General features: G+C 42.0%; 15 protein-coding genes. 4 read left to right on the top strand and 11 right to left on the bottom strand.

All coding sequences use genetic code 11. The features are described from left to right. Nucleotides 1-57: 57 nt before the first annotated feature. From DWZ47_RS03465 to DWZ47_RS03410, 11 genes are all read right to left on the bottom strand, one after another. On the bottom strand, nucleotides 58-336 hold the full coding sequence (locus tag DWZ47_RS03465; protein WP_004300310.1) for a hypothetical protein: 279 nt from the start codon (nucleotides 334-336) through the stop codon (nucleotides 58-60). Further along, a complete protein-coding gene (locus tag DWZ47_RS03460; protein ID WP_004311565.1) occupies nucleotides 299-1,720 on the bottom strand; it encodes an RNA-directed DNA polymerase in 1,422 nt (473 codons plus the stop codon). Before DWZ47_RS03460 ends, DWZ47_RS03465 begins: the two co-directional genes overlap by 38 nt. Nucleotides 1,721-1,734: 14 nt before the next feature. Further along, nucleotides 1,735-2,142 carry a four helix bundle protein gene (locus DWZ47_RS03455; protein WP_004300306.1) on the bottom strand — a complete coding sequence of 136 codons (408 nt, stop codon included), beginning with the start codon at nucleotides 2,140-2,142 and terminating at the stop codon, nucleotides 1,735-1,737. Nucleotides 2,143-2,288: 146 nt separating this feature from the next. After that, nucleotides 2,289-3,098, bottom strand: a complete 810-nt coding sequence (locus tag DWZ47_RS03450; protein ID WP_117512323.1) for a DUF1566 domain-containing protein — start codon at nucleotides 3,096-3,098, stop codon at nucleotides 2,289-2,291. A gap of 25 nt (nucleotides 3,099-3,123) precedes the next feature. Then, nucleotides 3,124-3,912, bottom strand: a complete 789-nt coding sequence (locus DWZ47_RS03445; RefSeq protein ID WP_004318767.1) for a hypothetical protein — start codon at nucleotides 3,910-3,912, stop codon at nucleotides 3,124-3,126. Nucleotides 3,913-3,914: 2 nt separating this feature from the next. Continuing rightward, nucleotides 3,915-10,088 carry a hypothetical protein gene (locus DWZ47_RS03440; protein ID WP_117512322.1) on the bottom strand — a complete coding sequence of 2,058 codons (6,174 nt, stop codon included), beginning with the start codon at nucleotides 10,086-10,088 and terminating at the stop codon, nucleotides 3,915-3,917. Nucleotides 10,089-10,099: 11 nt separating this feature from the next. Beyond that, nucleotides 10,100-11,413, bottom strand: coding sequence for a hypothetical protein (locus DWZ47_RS03435; protein ID WP_117512321.1), 1,314 nt, complete (start codon nucleotides 11,411-11,413; stop codon nucleotides 10,100-10,102). Between the two features lie 3 nt (nucleotides 11,414-11,416). Next, complete coding sequence (locus DWZ47_RS03430; RefSeq protein ID WP_117512320.1) at nucleotides 11,417-13,408, bottom strand: hypothetical protein; 1,992 nt, start codon at nucleotides 13,406-13,408, stop codon at nucleotides 11,417-11,419. A gap of 233 nt (nucleotides 13,409-13,641) precedes the next feature. Then, entirely contained in the window at nucleotides 13,642-14,373 is a 732-nt protein-coding gene (locus DWZ47_RS03420; RefSeq protein WP_117512319.1) for a hypothetical protein, read from the bottom strand. A 387-nt stretch (nucleotides 14,374-14,760) separates the two neighbouring features. Further along, nucleotides 14,761-14,979, bottom strand: a complete 219-nt coding sequence (locus tag DWZ47_RS03415) for a hypothetical protein (RefSeq protein ID WP_007765896.1) — start codon at nucleotides 14,977-14,979, stop codon at nucleotides 14,761-14,763. A 393-nt stretch (nucleotides 14,980-15,372) separates the two neighbouring features. Further along, entirely contained in the window at nucleotides 15,373-16,170 is a 798-nt protein-coding gene (locus tag DWZ47_RS03410; protein WP_117512318.1) for a helix-turn-helix transcriptional regulator, read from the bottom strand. 85 nt (nucleotides 16,171-16,255) lie between these two features. On the opposite strand from DWZ47_RS03410, the gene DWZ47_RS03405 reads away from it, so the two are divergent. The 4 genes from DWZ47_RS03405 (at nucleotide 16,256) to DWZ47_RS03390 (ending at nucleotide 19,620) form a co-directional block, all read left to right on the top strand. Next, nucleotides 16,256-16,498 (top strand): hypothetical protein, encoded by a 243-nt coding sequence (locus tag DWZ47_RS03405; protein ID WP_032855997.1) that lies wholly within the window; start codon nucleotides 16,256-16,258, stop codon nucleotides 16,496-16,498. Between the two features lie 27 nt (nucleotides 16,499-16,525). Then, entirely contained in the window at nucleotides 16,526-16,840 is a 315-nt protein-coding gene (locus tag DWZ47_RS03400) for a hypothetical protein (RefSeq protein ID WP_147330779.1), read from the top strand. 219 nt (nucleotides 16,841-17,059) lie between these two features. Beyond that, entirely contained in the window at nucleotides 17,060-17,239 is a 180-nt protein-coding gene (locus DWZ47_RS03395) for a hypothetical protein (RefSeq protein WP_004310117.1), read from the top strand. A gap of 188 nt (nucleotides 17,240-17,427) precedes the next feature. Continuing rightward, nucleotides 17,428-19,620, top strand: coding sequence for a hypothetical protein (locus DWZ47_RS03390; protein ID WP_117512317.1), 2,193 nt, complete (start codon nucleotides 17,428-17,430; stop codon nucleotides 19,618-19,620). The last annotated feature ends 8 nt before the right edge of the window (nucleotides 19,621-19,628 follow it).

The raw sequence follows: 19,628 nt of genomic DNA, 5'->3' as shown, positions 1-19,628 counted from the left end.
CATAAATAAAAAAGGGATGCTTGATAAGCACCCCTAAACAACCAACAGATTGAACTATTAATCCGTAAACATATACACGGAAAGATCAACCTTTTCTATTTCGTCTGAAATTGTATCTCCATACATTGTTAGACACACCCGATAACGGTCAATACTTCTTTGAATCTGTTGCAAGGTAGGTTTCTCGGGATATTCCGAACTGGCAAAAGTTACCAGTTCTTCACCATTCTCACTGGTACCAACCACCCGGAAGTGATGACGTACAATCCAAGTTCCGTCCGGCTGTTGCTCGATAGGCTTAGCAATCCCACGCGGTAAGATATTTTTTTGATCCATGTTTTTTGATATGTTTAATTAGTTGTTTTCTATGGTTATATTTATTCTTCAATACAAACTTTTCAAAATGTCCTTCGATATAAACATATTCCCACCATTCAGGAAGCAACATCGCTGCAATTTTACGGCGGATATTGTACGTTGCAAAGTGTTTCATCAGGCCATAATAAGAGTTCATCGTACTCACAAACTTCTCAACATACGCTTCTGCAAATCCATTTTCAGCTATTCTATTAAATTTCCTGACAGCGTTATATGTGTTACCAACCACCCTGTTAGATACATAAATTCTACCAGGCAAAATGAACGCCCCTACAAACAAGACTCCTTTTTTATAATGCTGAAGATACAGTTTGCGTGGATGCAACCGTAAAAGGAGTTGTTCTTTCAGGAAACCATCAAGAAGATGGACTTTGGACAATATTTCTTCCGGTGATTTCACTACGATACAAAAGTCATCAACAAAGCGTACATAATATATGAATCCCAGTATTTCCATCACGAAATAATCATATACAGACGCCAGAAAGTTGGCTATGAGTTGCGACGGCAGGTTCCCGATAGCCACTCCCCTGTCAGGGTCATTATGAAACAGACTTTTATTACTGGGAAGTTTGTCCCACATGGAGACGGGAGAGCGTCTGATACACTTATTTTGTGGACAATGAAAGATAGTAACGGCTAGAAGGTAAAGCAGACATTCAATATCATCGCCTTTATAATTGTCCCTTACGAATATGTTCAGCATTTCCCATACCAACGATTTCGAGATAGACATGAAGAAACTGAACAGGTCATCTTTGAAAATGTACGCATCGGCAGTATAATTCTCACTGACCTCGACTATCATGTTATTCAGATAGTGCACGGCAGACAGACATCCCTCACCTTTCCGGCAGTTCTTCGAGACGTTCCCTTGTTCCCGAAAACGTTCCTCTAAAATCGGCTCGATACGAAGAGCGATCCAGTGATGGACAACACGATCAATGAAAGCGGCGGCAAAAACCTCCCGATATACCGGGTAAGTCCGTATGAATACTTTTGAAAAGTCCGGTACATATTCACCGTAAATAATAGAATACCATAGCCGCACCAATGCAGACTGATAATCATTATAAAACTCAACACAATCCGTACTCGTTCTTTTCTGTCTGGCACAATCTTCGGATGCTTCGAAAATACTGCTAAGAAGTATGTCATAGATTATATTACCTGTTGCGGCGAGGGGACGAACCCGGTTCGCGTTCTGGCGGTTGTTCGTGTTGACGTTGCCGTTGTTGAAGTTCACGTTCCAACTGCTGGAAGCCGTTGCATCCGCTATCTTAGTCTTTCCCGGCTCATCACCGGGGGGATGCCCAATAAATAATTCTAATTGCTCACTCATAATCCCCTTGGCGATTATGACTCCGGCTTTGCGACTTGTTGCGATCCGTTAGCTTTTTGCCGTTGGAGATCTGCAACCGTTTTTTTGTACCAACCGGTACTTTGCTTACCGATGCTCTCTGCAAGCAGACAGATTTCGGCAGTTTGAGTCAGGCTGGTCAAATGTCGTTCTTCACACACTCTTAGCAGTAATTTCAATGCATCAAACTCACACAAAAACTTCATCAGATAATCTGCACGATGCTCAAGGTTCATATCTGTATTTGCATAACGGATATATTCGCAACAATGAACGGCAAGCATCATCAACTCCGTACCAAATTCATACCGGAACGCCTTGGGGAATTGTTGCCGGGCATCAATGATAAGGTTCAGAAGCTTATACATCGAATTTGATATAGGAAGGTCTTGTGTAAGTGCCATGTTAATTTTTTAATATTTTAATGTATGTATTAGAGGGGGCAAAGTTAATAACTGTAAAGCAATTAACACAATTTTAGCTCAAAAAAGTGAAGCTAAAAAGCCCCTGCCGGGGCTTTTATTTAGCTAACCCTTTAAGGGATAAAGAATTAAAGGGATAAAGTGTTTATTGCGGCGAGGGGACGAACCCGGCCCGCGCCCTGGCGGTTGAGCGTGTTGACGTAGCCGTTGCCGAAGATCACGCTCCAACTGCTGGAAGCGTCATATTCGGTACTAGACCAATACCAGTCATTTGTAAATATATTTTGATTGCCAAACATAGAAGTTATGAGCTCATTGATTTCGGTTTTATACTTGGCCATAAGCATAAGTTCACCCAATGCGGGCAGGTTCCACACGGTTGTATCTTCAATTCCGTCAGATTCAAGCGTACAGGCTTTATAGGCTCTGGCAACTTCGGCGGCAGGGGCGCCGACAGTTCCCTGGGTGTCCTTGACGCCTGCAAGGGTTTCTATTATAACATCGGTATTTTCCTTGCCGTCGAAGGTATCATAGAGTCCTTGGTTACCACTGCCGTAGTTTTTCAGGCCGCGTAGGTCAGTTCCGTAGCCACCCCATTTGAACGTTTTATTGCCGCCTGCGTCAACGCAGTCGCTTTTGGCGATAATGAACTGGTGGCATTCGGCGCGAAGTCGGATGCCGATACGGATATACTTGGAGCGATTATTCGCGCTCATGGAGTTCCATTCGGAAGCCGTGAAAAAGACTTGTTCACCGTCTTCAATCCGGAGCGTAGCCAAAGAAAGGTCAAGAAGCGTACCTGACCATTGCATATATTTGGCGATGTCGCTTGCGGGGGTGTTTTCATTCACGGTTGTAAAACCTATTGATTTTAAGGCTTCTATCTGGTCTTGTTTATTCAAGCGCAGAAGCATGGCGTTGGCGATATTTTTATCCATTTTATTGTATAATATTAAGTTAATACTATTCGGAAGCAACAGCTCTCACATGAAGAAGGGCTGAATTTTTGTTTTGATTCGTAATACGCCCGGTATTCAGTTCGAACGCCCAGGCGGAGTTAGTATCCCAAATTGTTGATGACCAGTAGTATTTATCAGTCATCAGCATACTGTCACTACTCCAAAAGGTACGCATCATCTCATTGATTTTATCGCGGTAGCGGTACATCAGAAGCATTTGGCCAGATGAAGGAAGGAACCAGTTGGATTCATCCTCGATACCGTCACTTTCCAAAGTGTAGGCACGGTATGCACGGGCGGCTTCGGCAGCTGGCGCACCGATCACACCACTATTATTTTGGTCTTTCAGAGTTGCGATAATGAGGTCAGTATCTTCCTCACCCGTGAAGCAGCCATACATGGCGCCCAGTCCTTTTTGATTCAGGCCATCTATGGCTTTGCCCTGACCGCCCCAGTAGAAGGTGGTAGTCATGTCGGCATTATAGCACTCCTGGGCGGAAATTACGAAGGAGTGTCCATGTGCCCGGATACGAAGACCGCGTTTGATAAACAACTGTTTGTTGGTAACCGTGAGGGAATCCCATTCCTCACGGGTGAAATACCATTTGGAGTTATCCGAGATGCGGTTACAGGCAAGATTCAAATCAAGCAGGCCGGCAGCCCACTTGATACGTTGTCCAAATTCAGATGCGCGGGAATTCTCGGTGATATCCGAGAATCCAACGGCGTTCAGTGCTGCTACTTGTGCCTGTTTGTTCAAGCGAAGCAGCGTGGCGCTTTGTTCATTAGTCATAGTTACTTGTTTATTAAATCATTAATATCCATATTGTCTTCAGCAAACCGTTCGAGATATTCTTCGTAGGTTTCGCCGTTATAATATTCAAGGACTTCATTGATGTTGTCCAGCGTTACGTTATCGTAGTACGGTTCCCCGCCATAAGACTCATTATTGAACCAGTTGATCAGGTCGATGTAGGCATCTATGACGGTAAGGATGACAAGGCCGTCGATACCGGATTCAAGGGATTCGATTTCATCCGTTTCACGGATAACTGTCAGTTCATACGTGCCGTTGACTACCGGTTTATCCTGTCTGTTGCCGTCCTCATCCATTCCGGCAACTCCATATTCGAGAATGGCAAGAAGCTCGGAGCCGTCAGCCTTCAGGGTCATGTTCGAGATACGGAGCATGGAAAGTTTACGGGATGCCGTTTGTGAAGCGAGGACGTCACGGAGCATCTGAATGGCGTCAAGTTTAGGCGACGTTTCAAGACGCAGGCGTTGGACGTTCGGCATGGATTCTATTTGCAGGCCGGACGGGGCGGAAAGACCTGTATAGGTCAGTTCAGGAAGACCGACAAAACGGAGGCTTGTCATTGTTGGTGGAAGAGAGATGTCATTAATCGGAGAAGTCTCTGCAAGAGTGATGTTCTCCAGTTTGCTACCGGACGCATTGATATGGGCGATACGTGGGCATTTGTCGGTAACGAGCGTAGCGATTTGTGTGTTCCGGATATCGAGTGATACGAGGAAGGGCATTTCGCCGCAGTTCAGCGAGGTAAGCGGTGCGTAAGAACCGATGGATTGTTCTGTATGGGTGTCAGAGCCCAAGATAAGGGTTTCCACAAGTTGCATGGCGGAGAAGCTCACCGTACTTGACAGGGAGATTTCAGACAGGTCGAGCAACTTCATGCGGTCAGCCTGATAGATATACAGCAAGGCACCTTCCTCATGTGAGAAGTTGGTGAATACATATTCTTCGCCCGCTTCAAGGAAGCAGCTTTCGGAAAGGTTGCCGCTAGCGTCATTGCCGACACCGAAGTAACCGTTTTTAGCAGCGACAATCCGGATGGTGGCGTTTGATTTGGAAGATACGCGCCCGGAAATTACACCGCTGAAGAAATCACCGGTTTGGAAATAGCCGTCACGAATACGCCAACGTCTTTCGATGAAAGACGGAAGGGCGGTAAGTCCAAGACCTTGCAGGGCATAGAAGTAAATAGCATCAGAGGTGGCGGTATAGGAGATGTATTTCCGTTCACCGTCGTAAGAACTAACCAGTTTCTGCCATTTTTTGAGCCGTTTGTCAATGAAGAAATGCGTAGCTCCTTCGGGTGAGAACGGGTGCAGGGTGACGCCGTCAATGGTCGCCTGAACGTTACGCATGGCGGCGGCAACGGTACGCAGGGAGAGTTCCGTACCGGATGAGTCAGTCCACACTACTTGCTGGAGATAGATGTTATTAAACAGAACGGAGCCGTAGCCAGCATAAGGGTTAGTGAATGTTTCATCGCTCGTCCGGTTGGGGTCCACCTCGGCGTCAACCGTGCAACCACCGTCGTTGTCCTTGCTATTGAGCGTATCGCAGTCATAGATTTTATTCAGGTACATGCGCATGGCATCCTCGGAGCTGTACACACCGTCTGTTACGGAAGCATACTCTTCCAAGAACCACATCGGCTGCATATTCTTGGCGCGTTGGTCAGTGGCGGCAAGGTAGTCGGTGAAGATGTCATAACTCAAGACACTTTCTGGGCAGGCGTATTTATACAGGTTTTCCTTCCATGTTCTTTGCCAGTTCCCGCCTTTGGAGTAATCGCAGGAATCACAGAAGCGCAACCATCGGTAGAGGTTATAGGGCACTTTCTTACCCAAAGCGTAATCAATGGCGAGCTGGTCATCATCGACAAGCGATTCAAAGTAGTAAGTCCATGCCGGGAAGGTATCAGCAGAGATAGTTCCGTTATCCACGAGTTTTTGAACCCATGAGGACTTGTCCGTTTTCATGGCCATCATATCCTGAACAGAACCGACGCCCTGAAACCAGTCCATACCTTGGTAATTAAGAAGTTCGAAGCCTTCAACGGGATTAAGGACATCACCGGTGACATTCCATTTGCCGTTTTCATACTTCATGGAACCGGACTGCTTTTTCCATGAGCCGTCCTGATACCTCATTATTCGGTACGAACTACCGCAATATAGGGAAAGCAGGTACACGCTGTCCGTATCGAGTCCGTCAGTCTGTTTGAAGCGTATCTCAATTGCGTCTAAAGTTTCGTCAGGAGTACCGAAGAACTCTATGAAGTCACCATAATTCAGGCAACCTTTATTATAGCCGGGGGTATCTTTGAAACCGAGGGCGAACTGTTCCCCTTTGTCTTCTTTCCAGTTGCCTTTGGCATGGAAATAGACGTTTTGCAGGCTGTCATCCTTACACCGATAGGTGGCTACCGGGTGATTGGCGGTGGAGTGGTTCATCTGCAAGCCTTCGATATGCAAGTCACCGCTGTCAAATGTTCCGTCAAATGCACGTTGGACAGGTGTCATATAGTTACCACCCAAGGCACGGTATGTAACGTTCATCATTTCACAGGCGCCGCAGTCGTTCGCATTGCCGGAATCGGAGTAATCGACTTTTACGGTAATGACATCGACCGGGATTGTATTATCACCGACCTGTACTTTGTTGATGGCAGCCAAGGCTATTGCACGGCGTCCTTCCTCCGTCGTATCGTCCGGATTAAGTAGTATGATTCGAGTGTCCTTGTTTTTGCCTTTACTCTTGGCGAGGTAGTAGCGTTTATTCTTTACCGGGCGTTTGGCAGAGGTGGTTCCCTGGTTGCGGGTTTGGACACTCACGGCCTTGAAATTACGCCACGGGCGTTCGGGGTCAAAGTAATAGAGCGTGATGTATATCTTCGTACTAGTGGAAGTGGTGCCGTCCAGTGCTTCTATATCGGAGCCTTCATAGGGGCATTCGACAATGTAAGGCATACCGCGTGAATAGATTTCGGCAGCTGACGGGCGGCTTTGGGTACTACCCTCGGCTGTCTGGCTTTTAAGGACGTCCTCAAAGGCGTATTCCTTCACCATTACCTCTGTATCGGTCAGACGGACAAGGTAGTTCTTGAACGCCTGTGCCCATTCCATATAGGAGTTCCAGGCCATCATGTAATAAAGATACAAATCACCCAGTTTGCCGTCCATCGTTATATACTTGGTTTGAATCAGGGAGCCGCCGCCCGGAACATAACCAAGACAGGCGACTTCCTCACCGTTGAGGAAGAGTTTCATCATGGAATATCGTGTGCCGTCACGTTCGACGTAGTTGCTTGCAGGTTCAACAACTACGGCTACGGTTATCTTTTCACCCTGCCGGTAGGCGCGTTCTTCACGACGGGCGACACCATTGTTACAGAAGATGCCGACCACCCGGCCGGTGACATAGAAGCCGGCACCGGACGTTTCGTCATAGCAGCTAAGGAGCAGGGCATCATCATCGGTCACGTTCTTGGAAGCGAAAGCGAACTGGATGGCGGCACCGTTGGATTCGATGGACGAGCCGGCAAACGGGGCATGGTTTAATGACACGCCCACATTCTCGGCTACGCGAAGGCAGTTCTCACCCAAGAATGTGCCAAAACCGTTGGTAGTCCAGTTGGCACCGTCCACTTTCATTTCATAATTACCGCTGACAATGCTATGGTCAGTTTCCTGATTGGTACGGGATGAGAAGTCAAAGTTATAGATGGCGCCTTCTTTTATGGCGGCATCAATGGCGGAACCGCTAACTGTCACCCGGACAGGTTCGCTAGTCACGTCCTTGCATACGGCAGTATAGTTGACCGTATCGGTGCCGTCAGCCTTGTAGCCCTGCAGTTGTTGTTTGACCTGATAGGTTTTGTTACGACTGGCAGCAATTTGTGTTACCTGCACGTTATTGGCTTTCACGCTGACGGGTGAAGTCATTTCCAACGGGTCATAACAGGCAACATCAAGTTCTACGGTTTCGTACAGTCGGACTACTCCACCGTTTTTATCATCGTATCTCAAGGCAACAAGAGGTGTGGAACTATTCGGGTCAATTACCATGACAGCCGTGTAGATGACATTTCCTTTCACTCCGGATGCGACATCCGTTCCTTGGATGCGCAAGGGATAGGTACCGTGTTCTAGGCCGAGGGAAGCAGGGCGGATTACAACGGAGTGCGAGTAGTTGTCATTTACAACGGTGGTAGACAGGGATTGCCATTCACCATTAATCTTGATGTCAACCTGGGCACTGATACCTTTATCAGAGGTGTTGTTTCCGAACTTATAGAGTGGAAGGCTGAAACTTTCAGTTGTCGGAGTAAGCAGAGTTTCAGGGGTATAGTTGAGCACCTGCACACAGGTACAGGTAATATCAACAGCTGTTACATTGACATTCTTGGAACCGGTGTTGCCGCTTTCGTCAGTGGCTATCAGCTTGAATTTCCGAGTACCGGCAGCCGTAAAGTATGTGGTGAAGTCCAGTTCAAAGGAGAAGTCCTTCATGTCACCGGAAGATGCTTTGTTGACGGTTTCAGTCCAGACGGTAAGCCCGCTTTCACGGTCTACGAGTTCCAATTTCTCAATCAGGTTGTCAGAGGATTCGACACCGTTCGAGGTCACAGAACGAATGGCAGCAAAGGTTCGTAACGTGGAGCCGTAAGAGCCATAGACAGGTGTCGACTGGAAAGCAATGGCAACAATGGTACCACCAGTCTGACCGCCGCCACCCGTGCCGATAGCGAACTGCACTTCATCGCCAAGGGTTTCACCGGCAGCGTTCTTCATCTGAAGTTTTACAATACCTTCTGTTTCCACGTTTACGTCGAGGTTGGCCGGAACATAGGCATAGGCGCCACCAGTTGAAAAGGCGTCCTTTCCCCCTTCCGCCGGTTCATCGGAAGTTTCAAAAACGGAACCGCCACCACCATTCCCGAAGGGTTTCCAAAGAGAAGGGGTCGCAAAATCGGACACAGCACCCTGGAACTGCCGGGTTTCCATTTCATACTCGCCTGTTTTGTAAGTAATGATGAGACCCGTTCGCTCATATTTGACGCCAGATTCCTGTTGATAGGAGACAATGGCGGCAATAGCGGTTTCAAGGGTATAGTAGCCGTCTTTCAATGGGCGGATCTCATCAACAATGACGATGGGGTGTGTTACATCGTCAGCGGGCGTGCCGCTCTTCATATCCTCAAGGGCTTGCTTATCCTCGGCGGACAAAAGGCCGGCTTGTTCAAGGGTAGCAGAAGGCAGACGGAAGCTGTCATCCGTTTCTTTACCGGTTGTTTTGGACACTTTCTTAAAATACACATTGAGATAGGAAGCGTCAGACAGGACGGAGAAAGAACCCGGTTTGATTATATCGGAAGGGATATTTTTCATTGTATCTTCCAAAGACTTTCCACGGTTGCCGGGGAAAGCTTCTTCTTCACCTTCCCCAAGAGACAACGGTTCAGGCAGACATTCAGAAGGAACTTTACTTTCTTCGTTCAAAGGAGCGATACCGTTCGCTTTTCCTATCCTTTCCTCAAAGTCATTTATTACAGAGGTCCATTTGCCCCATGTAACACTCTCATTGGAAACAATACCTATTCGTGAGATTGTACAAACTGTACCTAAATATACACCTTCGGCATTGTCTGACATGGTAGCCAGTTGTATACACGAAGTGAATGATTGACAAACCTTATTAAGCTCCAACCGTTCAATTTGTATATTTACAGGAATCTTAGACGAATCAACAGACAAAATACACCGATAATTCCCAATAGAAGAATCCCCAGAATACATTGTTTTTAATTTATCTTTAAAGCTACCAATAGTAGTAAAAGAGCCAATACTTTTAAATGGGTCAGTCAAAGGATTGGATTTATCAGACACTCCTGTTATACGTTTCAATAACTCGGCGTCTCCATCCGATAAATCTTTTGCAATCTTATTGACATTCTCCACTAATGCATCAAAATCACCATTCACCATTTTAGCAATGGTACTTGAAAGTAAATCAATAGATATTTTCCGACCGCCACTAACTTCAACGTACATATCTTTGGATAGCTCTGTTGTATCAGTCAGTTGCTCTATTGTAAGACTGTTTGTCTTCAACGCTTGTAACACAAGGCTAATAATCTGTTGTTTTTCTGTTTCTGTCATAATTCTCTTTTTTAATCATTTTCATATACCCATACAAGCTCAATGGTCATACCAAGATTATCTATGTCGCAATCATAGACATTATCAAGATAAAGTTGGAACTCCTTCAGAGCACCAATATCTCCACCGTTAATACCTTTCAAGACACATACACCATCCCTACTGATTACACTCCCTTCAATGAGGTTAGTATACGAATCTCCTTTATATAGTACAGCACGCAAATTTATCGAACCGTTGTCCAAATCGTTCTTTAGTCTATCCAGTCCATTAACTGTAAGTTTACCGTAACCTCTTCTACCAATATACTTGTTATCTATGTCAGTCGTCTTGATTGCAATCAAATCCCAATATGAATTTTCATCAACACCTAGGTGATGAATACTGTTGACAGTAACCATAGTATCACTATTAATAGAAACTCCAGTATTAGGAATAGCCTTAGTCATATTGATATATGCTCCGACCTCTGCAACCTCACTTTCTGAACCATACTTGATACTACGCATTCCTTCATCATCTGCTATCCTATAAGCACCGCTTTGTACACACCTCATAGCAAGCTGGTTATTCCATTCCAAAACTGGATTCATCGTTCTTACCTTCTGTAACATTTGATTGAACACAAAACTCTTCAATCCCTCTATTTGCTGGTTAAGTTCCGGAACATTACTTTCCTTTCTGGTATATCGGACACCATCAAAGTAGACGTAATTACAGCATAAGACACGATTCAATAATTCAGCAAACCACACAGGGCATCCCATCCCATTTCCAAGCGTGAATAATACTGTTGTATATTCGTGGCTGAATAGCTCAACAATATCCTCATCAGAGGTCACGAACTGCTCATTATCCACACCGAACGTCCATCCGTTATCTTTGAAACCACCAGGAACGCGAAAATCAAAAAAGTATTGCATCCCATCTATCCACCAGACAGCATCAAGACGCTGCTTATTATCTTTCATTGAATACTGAATAAGGCTGGTTTCTGATAACTCACATTCATCGTCCGTAACTTTAAAAATCTCACTCGTATTCCCATTAACTGTTACAGTATAGTATCCACATGGAAGCAATGAAATGTTATAGAAATAAAGAATCTTATCATCATTCATCTTCCATGAGCTTAATGATACAGGTGTAGATATATTACTTAAAAGATTATTAATGTAAACAATAGGCTCCTGCTCTCTGGGCGTCAAAATCAATTCAACAAAAATCCGGTCTGTACGTGCAAATAACTGCACATATTTGCTCTTCGCTCCAAACTTATCGGTAGACGGAGAAAAAAATAGTGGGGTAAACGGGCTTATAATCATATTCTAGGCTTTTGTTATTGAACGGACAAATAAATCATACTTCACTCCCTCATTTCTCTCAACCACACTACTCACCTCTTTGATGTAACCTTCGTAAACAAGGCCACCTTTTTGAATCTTAATCGTTCCATCATCTGTTTGTGGAATATCCTCATCAAAGGTTGTAAATGAAACATCTCCACAAGTGACCAAATGCTCTTCAAGTATAAAGTCATCAGTTAATTTCACATCATTGACTATAACATTGCTATTCCCATCCGAAGAAGCATAATGAAGAGAATCAGCGAACATGCCAATATACTTAGCATTAGCTTTCAACATAGCTTTCTGCCAATACATAACATTAAACATTGCATCAGGATTTAGAACACCTGCAATCTTCCAATCCGCATTCCTTTCTAGTACATATTCCGCTTTCCCAATAACCTTATTATAAGCGAGCATTGCGCCAACGATAAACACATCATTATCACTTTCGTTATCAGTAGAACTACTTCCCCTTTTCTGTGACACGATTTCCAAGCCATAAGCATCTGCACGATAAGGACTCACTAACTCTAGTGTATTGTCTGTTACTTGCAATCCAGTAGTATATTCAGCAGTAAATCGAAATTCATCACGACCATTCAAGCATTCATAATCAACTTTATCATAACCAACTTTAACTCGTGCATATATCCTAGAACTGTCTACTTTAAATTGAAAATCTGAAATGCTTCTTGATATATTCTTATTACCATTAAAAGTAAATAAGCTGTCACGATGGACAAACTTTACAATATCCCCCTCAATCTTCTGAACAAAGCCAAAACAGGCTTCCATCCAGTCTACAAACTTCGTATATGAGGTATATAATTTAGCAGACAATATCCCACGAATACTTTCGGCAGCCAAAATAAGGCAATTGTCCAACCGATTGTCTACACCGGAAGCTATCTCGCCTTTTATACCCCCTTTACCACCATTCATACTTTTGAGCAAACTATTCAGAACAGTAATAGGTTTTACCACATCTATATTGATAGGTGATGCTATTGAAGTCCATTTAACCTGTAGTGAATATTTAGAAAAATACACCTTTCCAGGTCCGTTAACATTCATATTACCTATCGGATCATGTATGACAAATTGAAGACATTCACCATCTTGAAGGTCTATTGCATAAACATCCCGATATTGTTCGGGTCTATAAGTGTCTTTTTCTGTTGTATGTGTATTTCCTGAATAATCGGTATTTATCCAACTCGCAATAGTGCTTGTGGTACCGTTCCCATCAACTTTAGCAAGTGTCAACATTACATCTCCTCTGCCTAAATAAAAGTTGAATTCGGGAGTTATATATACCTTGACTGGTTTATGCGCCCTTAAAAAAGCAGGTACAGAAGTATCTAAAGTCACAGAATTTATTTCTACAGGACTATCTGATTCTGGTAAGTCTTTTTCTACGACTTCCAATGGAAGAGACTGGAATATAGTTTTTCCTGTTATATCTCTTGAGAAATCAACATATTGCCCTCCATCTTCTAAAGAGTATCCACCACATATATAGTTCGCGTAGTAATTAAACGGTAGTCTATCATAATAAAGCTGATATGTATCTTTTATCTCATCTACCAAATACTCGTACTGTGTACCTTTATTGGCTTTTATGATACTAGCGACACTATCATCTATCAAATTAATAGAAACAGTATTTCCATCATAGGTCAATGAACCGAAATCCAGTCGGCAACTGAAGAATTCTTCATAAGTATGAGAATTAGTTATAGTATAAACGGTGATACTAGCATTGGAAGCCAGGTATTTGCTCAAATACTCCTCCAATATGAGATCATAGGCTTCTCCAACAAACTGGAATTTTGAAGTAAAGGTTCTAGTTATTCCTTCAAGTCCGGAGCGTTTACGGGAAAACTTTATTTCATCCCAATTCTGAATACAAGATTTGGGAATATCATAAGAAATACTATCAACGGTAAGTACATATTTACAAAGCATTTTAACTCCTTTTGAACGTTCACGAGCAAATATATAGAAAAAGCCAACCGGTTTCCCGATTGGCTAAATTCTTGAAAATCATGCTTTGCTAAAATGCAATATAACTATCTGTTTTTCAAAACAATATCTATACCAAGGAATAAAAAGGACTTTTCAATGTCCTACATACTAATCTTTCCCTTTTAAAATGTCATAGAAATGTTCTACAGGTTAAATATGCATTATAAAAACAATTATATTAATGCAGAAACAGTACGTACCCCTTTAAATAGTTTCCCTAGTTCCTTATGTTTAGTAAAACACCAACCATGAACTTTTAAAAATAAATCTAATTCTGCTTGTTTAGGTTTAGCCGTATATGCTCCTAATACATTCTTCCTATTTGTTTTAAATTCAATATCTGACAATTTTATTGCCGGTATATTGCAAATTGTATATATAAATGGAGAATCAATTAACTGATATATTACCTTATATATTTCAGGAGGAATGTAATATGCATATTTCACTAGAATTTCTCTTCCTCCATCTATCATTCTTTGATTCTCGGAAAGTAAATATCTTTCCCAAGATATTTTTGGGGTAACAGGAGCAATAGCATCAAGTTGCAAAGAATCATAAATTCTTCGAAATTCATCTTCCAAGAAAATACCTTTATCTGTTTTAGGGGCATAATATCCACAATCACGGTAAGCCGTTTGCCAAAAGCTAATAAATTTATTACACCAAAGAGTTACATCATTATATGCCGCAAACTCAAGCGGTTTTTTCTTTCTAACTTCAATTCTTCGATATAATCTATCAATTACCAAAACTGTCAGAGCAGTCGTGCTCACATTTACAAAAAGGCTTATTCCTATATTATTAACAAGTTCTTCTTCTCTCAACATCAATACAAAAGAAAAAATCAATAGTGATAATATCACTAATATTATCATTTTATAGTCATTCCAAAAATCTTTCATATCTATTCTTTTCAAAAATATATCTATTAATCCAACAATAATTTATTCACCAACTTACGGGGCTCAATACAAAATGTGGCATGGACAAAATGTAGGACGAAGTACGTGAAGCCGCTTGTACATAGGTGATTGACGAATGTTTTGCGATATATTTAGGAAGAAAACAAAAAGTTCCGTTCCTTCTATTTTGCTTCCGTTGCTTCTATATTCATTCCGGAAGACTGTGCTGTAAATAGGGAAAACAATGAGAGATAGATTGAAAAGGCGAAGGAAAGGCTGTATGTTACTTCCGTTTTAGGCTTAAATAAAGGCTATACACTCCATTTAGACGGGGGATATAGCCTTTATTAATTTAGATATAGAAATACATTACAGCGGCTTAAAATGCTATTTTCGCGCACTTCGAATAAGTACTCCTTGTTGTATGATCGCTTTTTTAGTAGCGAAGGAAACACCATCAGACAACCCCTTGTGGCGTAGGGTTTCTTCCGTAATACCTATCTCTTCAGCAGTAAATTCAGAATAGATTGCTGATATAGAACCAAAAAAACGGCTTGTTTTTTTGAAAATGAGATGAACATGTATAACCTTAGTCTCTTTAGCCATGACCTTACTTTTAGATATTTATAATACTAAAAACTTCCATATAGTTACTATATAGAAGTTTTTCTAATTGCAAATATACGAAATAAACAAAGAAAATAAGATGTATTTTTGTTTATTTCGTGATAAATACAGACTTATGGAAAAGATTTAATTTATTGTTAAAATAGCCTATACCCATGCCATCACCCTTTAAACACCCATTAGAAAATGAGAACAAAATGTGAATATCACCCATTAAACACCCATTAAAAAAGAAGTGTTTTTATTGTTGAGTTTTACCCTATAATACTGGTATATGCATTGAGTTATACCCTATAATACAACTTTTAGGGATGTGAATGTTTTAATAATACGTTGAAATACATGCGTTTATGGTAAAAATAATATTTGATATTAAGTTAACCTTTTCATAAGTAGGGACATTTGACTTTTCAAAGCATCCACATCGTCTTCTAAATGGTTTACTTTATCATAATATGTCGCATTAATATTAGGCATCTTTGCGCTTAAATACCATTCCACATATAGTATAGTATTAATCTCATCTTCCATCAAATTAAAATTTGGATAATTAGCTTTATCAACATTATCAGAGGTACAAACTATAAAACCATGTTCACGAAATCTATTTTTTATACGTTTCACGTAAGCACGTCCACTTCTGTCGCTTACCACATATACATGATTGTCTTTAATCTCATTCCATTCGCTTCGATCCAATAATCTTAAGATAAGATATGAACAGTCTAATAATGTCGGAGACATACTTTCTCCCCGTACTTTAACACAGAAATATTTTCTATTCCTACGTAGCATATTGTAAGGAAGACTAATAGTTTTCACAACTTCTATAAAATCAGGATTTTCACATCCATAACCTGCAGCTACAGATATATCAACGATAGGGATTGACTCAAATTCCGACTCTATTGGAACGATTTTAGAAATTTTCGCTTGATTGTCATCACGTAGCATTGAACCACATCCAGCAAGCAGCCAATCCGTAGAGATATCGCTATAATATGAGAGAAATTTCAATAAATTATCTTCAGACATTCCATTCGGTTGACTCAACACACCATTGGTTATGCCTGTATTTTTATAACATTCATACTTTGTAATCCCTTTAAAATCCAAATATTGCAGAATTCTCTGCTTTAATATTGAAAAATCTCTCGTATTTTCTTTCATAATTGAAATATCTCTATTATATTTGCAGCGTGTTACAGATTAACAGCGCTCAAATGTATGAATAATAACTCAAAAATAAAAAGGTATGAAACAAATAATTGAATTAAGAGACACGGAAAAACGAAAGATGATTGCAGAAACATTTGGAATATCTCTCGCAAATCTTAGTCAAATACTCCGTTTCAAACGGAACGGAAAAAATGCAGAAGCAATCCGCAAAATGGCACAAGAAAATGGCGGTATTAAATATACCGAAGGCAATGAACCATCAAAAGTGAAGGTTTTGGATTCTCACGGAAATGTAACAAGAGTAATAAGCAATAAATAAAAATTTGCAATGCAAAAGAATAAGATTTTGAAACGTATAGATCGCATCATTTTTCAAGCCATTGTCATGGGTGATAACTTAACAGCAGATGATGTGCTACGCCTCGGCAACCATGCCAGATTCAAGAAGAAACTATTCATGGTTGGTGACACGTGCCGGGTTTCAGTGAGAAAGTTGTCCAATTCAGCGAGTATATTCACAGTCGTCAATTTCTACTACATCAATAGTCTCTGTTTTATGGATCGTATCCGACACTATTTGGGCAAATTGAGGACAACAGCATTTCGTAATATGGGCATAAGTGAAGTCATTGTCGTAATCATAGATGATACGTGCCTTTAGCTTATGAACAGGACATTTTACATCTCGGAGTATACTCTTGCATATTGTTTGGTCTGATGCAAGTTTAGATTCCAAATCATCGAAAAACATCATAACGGTTTATTTAAATTAAATATTTTCCATATTGGCTACAAATGTAGCAAAACTATTCCGGTTCGTGATGAATAGGAATAGCCTTTTTAGAAAAATGAATGTAGAACAAGAAAAACGATATAGTATATGAAAACATTTAGAGTGATTCAGAATGTGTTGATAGCGGTCGGGATAATAACTACCGTTTCATTGGTTGACGGGATTGAGGTGTCTGCCTCTAATGTGCAGGCGGCTTTTGTCATTGCCTGTTTCACGATAGTGACCATTCTTGAAAGGGAATTCCGTTCGGAAAAGGACGAAGAGTAAAACAAGTATGCAAGCAAGGAACTTCCCCGTATTTCGGGATAACACAGACTCATGGTTTCAGATTGAATTTGTCATGGTATTATTTAATGGTGTTAGGACAGGTTTTCAATGGGAACAGGTGAAAAGAGGGGAAGTAGCTACAATTCCGGGGCGGTGCCGGAACTTGCACAAATAATAATATTAATATAATGGCTGAGATATTTAATAATCGGATTTGCGTGTTTGCGAATGAATTAATCATCTTCAATCCCAAAACGCAAGTTGGGAGTGAAGATGGGTTCATTCCTGAAGGAACATACTATTCGATGGCGAGGAACGGACAACTTATTGTACTCCGTCGTGGTATTCCCGGATGTCCTGCCCTAGTAGATTTTGAAACCATGAGAAAGGACGTTAAAAAAGAGTACATTGTACGTAAGGGTGATCCCCGTGCGGAAATTGCTGCTAAAACACAGAAATCCATATTGGAAGATGCGATTGTCTACAGCAATGCCGCCTACGAGTTTTTCAGTGTGAAATACCGCTATGATGGTGACAAGAAACTTCCCCCCGCGAAGATTGACGAATATACCCTTAATGTGCGCATCATGAACGCGCTCCTGTCCCTTCGCGATGGTCGTAAAGCCAACTCGATAGGTGGCGGAAGTACACGGATTAACGTTTGGGAGAAACTTTGTAAATTGAGCAATGACCTGCTGACACTGAAAGACCCGAACGGACGTGATATTTTTCCTCATAACCTACCAAAGAACTGGAAAGCTTTGAAACGTAAATGCGAACAATATGAAGCGGCACGACGGATCAGCGAAGAAGAAGGCTATCGCAGTGTCATTCATAAATCGTATGGCAACAAATACGCGGCAGTCGTAATGAACGAGGATGCGAAGGCGGTGATGCATAAGTTAATCAGCATGCATAACAATCTGAATAATGTTCAAATCATGGAGGAATACAACAAAGTGGCTTCCCTGATGGATTGGAAACCGATTGACAGCCCTACCACTGTTGAGAACTGGAGACAAAAATTTGCTCTCACAACAATGGCGGGAAACAAGGGGGACAAAGCTCTGAAAAACACACGCATGAAACAGATACACCGTGAAGCCCCGACACAAGCACTTACTTACTGGACGCTGGACGGATGGGATGCGGAACTGTTCTATCAGAAAAAGACTCCCAAAACGGTGAAGAAAAACGGTGAGGAAAATAGATATATGTACACCACTTATACCAACCGGAAAACGATGGTAGTCGTACTTGATGCCTGTGAAAAATATCCGGTCGGATACGCCATTGGTGATCATGAGTCACCCGCGCTTATCCGTGAAGCATTACGAAACGCAATACAACATACCAAAGAGCTGTTTGGGGAACGCTATAAGCCTTTACAGCTACAAAGTGACAATTATCAAAAGAAGGTGATGGTTCCCTTCTATGAAGCCATGACCAAGTATTATACACCAGCCGCTTTGGGAAATGCAAAGTCCAAAATAGTAGAACCCTATTTCAAACACCTGAATGTGGAATACTGCCAAAAACAGGCGAACTGGTCAGGCTTCGGCATCACTGCTGACAAGGATAACCAGCCTAATTTGGAAGTATTAAACCAGAATCACAAGTTCATCCCGGATGAAGCCACCGTTATTGCACAATTGGAAGCTATTATAGCGCAGGAACGGGCAAAGAAGATAGATGCTTACCGCGCTGCATGGGAACGCACCGAAGAAGCCCGTAAAATGCCTTTCGGGATTGAGGAATATCTGATGCTCATGGGGGAAACCACCGGACGCACGAATAAGATCACGGGTTCGGGGCTGTTTATCGAGTTTATGGGTGAACGAATCTGCTTCGACAGCTTCGACCTTTCCCTCCGCGACCATTACAACGAAGACTGGATAGTACGCTTTGACCCGGACGATATGAGTCAGGTGCTTGTATCGAACGCAAAACGCCTGAAGTCCGGTCGTGTAGACAAGGAGATTGGGACATTGCAATACATACTGCAACGTGATATCAAAGTTCCGATGGCTTTGGCTGATCAGAAACCGGAACATTTTGAATACCGGACACGTGTCGACAGGTTCAACAATGAAATGGCGGAGAAGGTAAAGGAGAAGGCTAAAGACGTCGATAGGAGAATCACCACCATTTGCCAACGTATCCCCGAAATAGCTGCAGGAACGGTTCTTGACCACTACCTGATAACTGACAGCTTGGGACAGCACAAGGATGTCCGGTCAAAAATGAGGGATGACGCCACGGATGCAGATTTCATGGAAGTGACCCAACATATCACCCGGCAAAGTGTAGCAATGGCTTCCACCGGAACGGATGATGAAGATTACGATTACAACCCGCTGGACATGAATTTTTCAAGATGATTTAAAAA

Origin of the sequence: Bacteroides sp. AF32-8BH, assembly GCF_003435205.1 — a bacterium.
In the GTDB taxonomy this organism is placed as follows: domain Bacteria; phylum Bacteroidota; class Bacteroidia; order Bacteroidales; family Bacteroidaceae; genus Bacteroides; species Bacteroides ovatus.
The sequence above is the reverse complement of the archived record's forward strand: the minus strand, read 5'-3'. Positions and strand labels throughout refer to the sequence as shown.

What these genes read in the sequence shown, in the direction of transcription:
- DWZ47_RS03420 (WP_117512319.1), bottom strand. Translation starts at nt 14,373, where the DNA reads ATGAAAGATTTTTGGAATGACTATAAAATGATAATATTAGTGATATTA.
- DWZ47_RS03410 (WP_117512318.1), bottom strand. Translation starts at nt 16,170, where the DNA reads ATGAAAGAAAATACGAGAGATTTTTCAATATTAAAGCAGAGAATTCTG.
- DWZ47_RS03430 (WP_117512320.1), bottom strand. Translation starts at nt 13,408, where the DNA reads ATGCTTTGTAAATATGTACTTACCGTTGATAGTATTTCTTATGATATT.
- DWZ47_RS03450 (WP_117512323.1), bottom strand. Translation starts at nt 3,098, where the DNA reads ATGGATAAAAATATCGCCAACGCCATGCTTCTGCGCTTGAATAAACAA.
- DWZ47_RS03455 (WP_004300306.1), bottom strand. Translation starts at nt 2,142, where the DNA reads ATGGCACTTACACAAGACCTTCCTATATCAAATTCGATGTATAAGCTT.
- DWZ47_RS03440 (WP_117512322.1), bottom strand. Translation starts at nt 10,088, where the DNA reads ATGACAGAAACAGAAAAACAACAGATTATTAGCCTTGTGTTACAAGCG.
- DWZ47_RS03395 (WP_004310117.1), top strand. Translation starts at nt 17,060, where the DNA reads ATGAAAACATTTAGAGTGATTCAGAATGTGTTGATAGCGGTCGGGATA.
- DWZ47_RS03435 (WP_117512321.1), bottom strand. Translation starts at nt 11,413, where the DNA reads ATGATTATAAGCCCGTTTACCCCACTATTTTTTTCTCCGTCTACCGAT.
- DWZ47_RS03390 (WP_117512317.1), top strand. Translation starts at nt 17,428, where the DNA reads ATGGCTGAGATATTTAATAATCGGATTTGCGTGTTTGCGAATGAATTA.
- DWZ47_RS03415 (WP_007765896.1), bottom strand. Translation starts at nt 14,979, where the DNA reads ATGGCTAAAGAGACTAAGGTTATACATGTTCATCTCATTTTCAAAAAA.
- DWZ47_RS03460 (WP_004311565.1), bottom strand. Translation starts at nt 1,720, where the DNA reads ATGAGTGAGCAATTAGAATTATTTATTGGGCATCCCCCCGGTGATGAG.
- DWZ47_RS03465 (WP_004300310.1), bottom strand. Translation starts at nt 336, where the DNA reads ATGGATCAAAAAAATATCTTACCGCGTGGGATTGCTAAGCCTATCGAG.
- DWZ47_RS03405 (WP_032855997.1), top strand. Translation starts at nt 16,256, where the DNA reads ATGAAACAAATAATTGAATTAAGAGACACGGAAAAACGAAAGATGATT.
- DWZ47_RS03445 (WP_004318767.1), bottom strand. Translation starts at nt 3,912, where the DNA reads ATGACTAATGAACAAAGCGCCACGCTGCTTCGCTTGAACAAACAGGCA.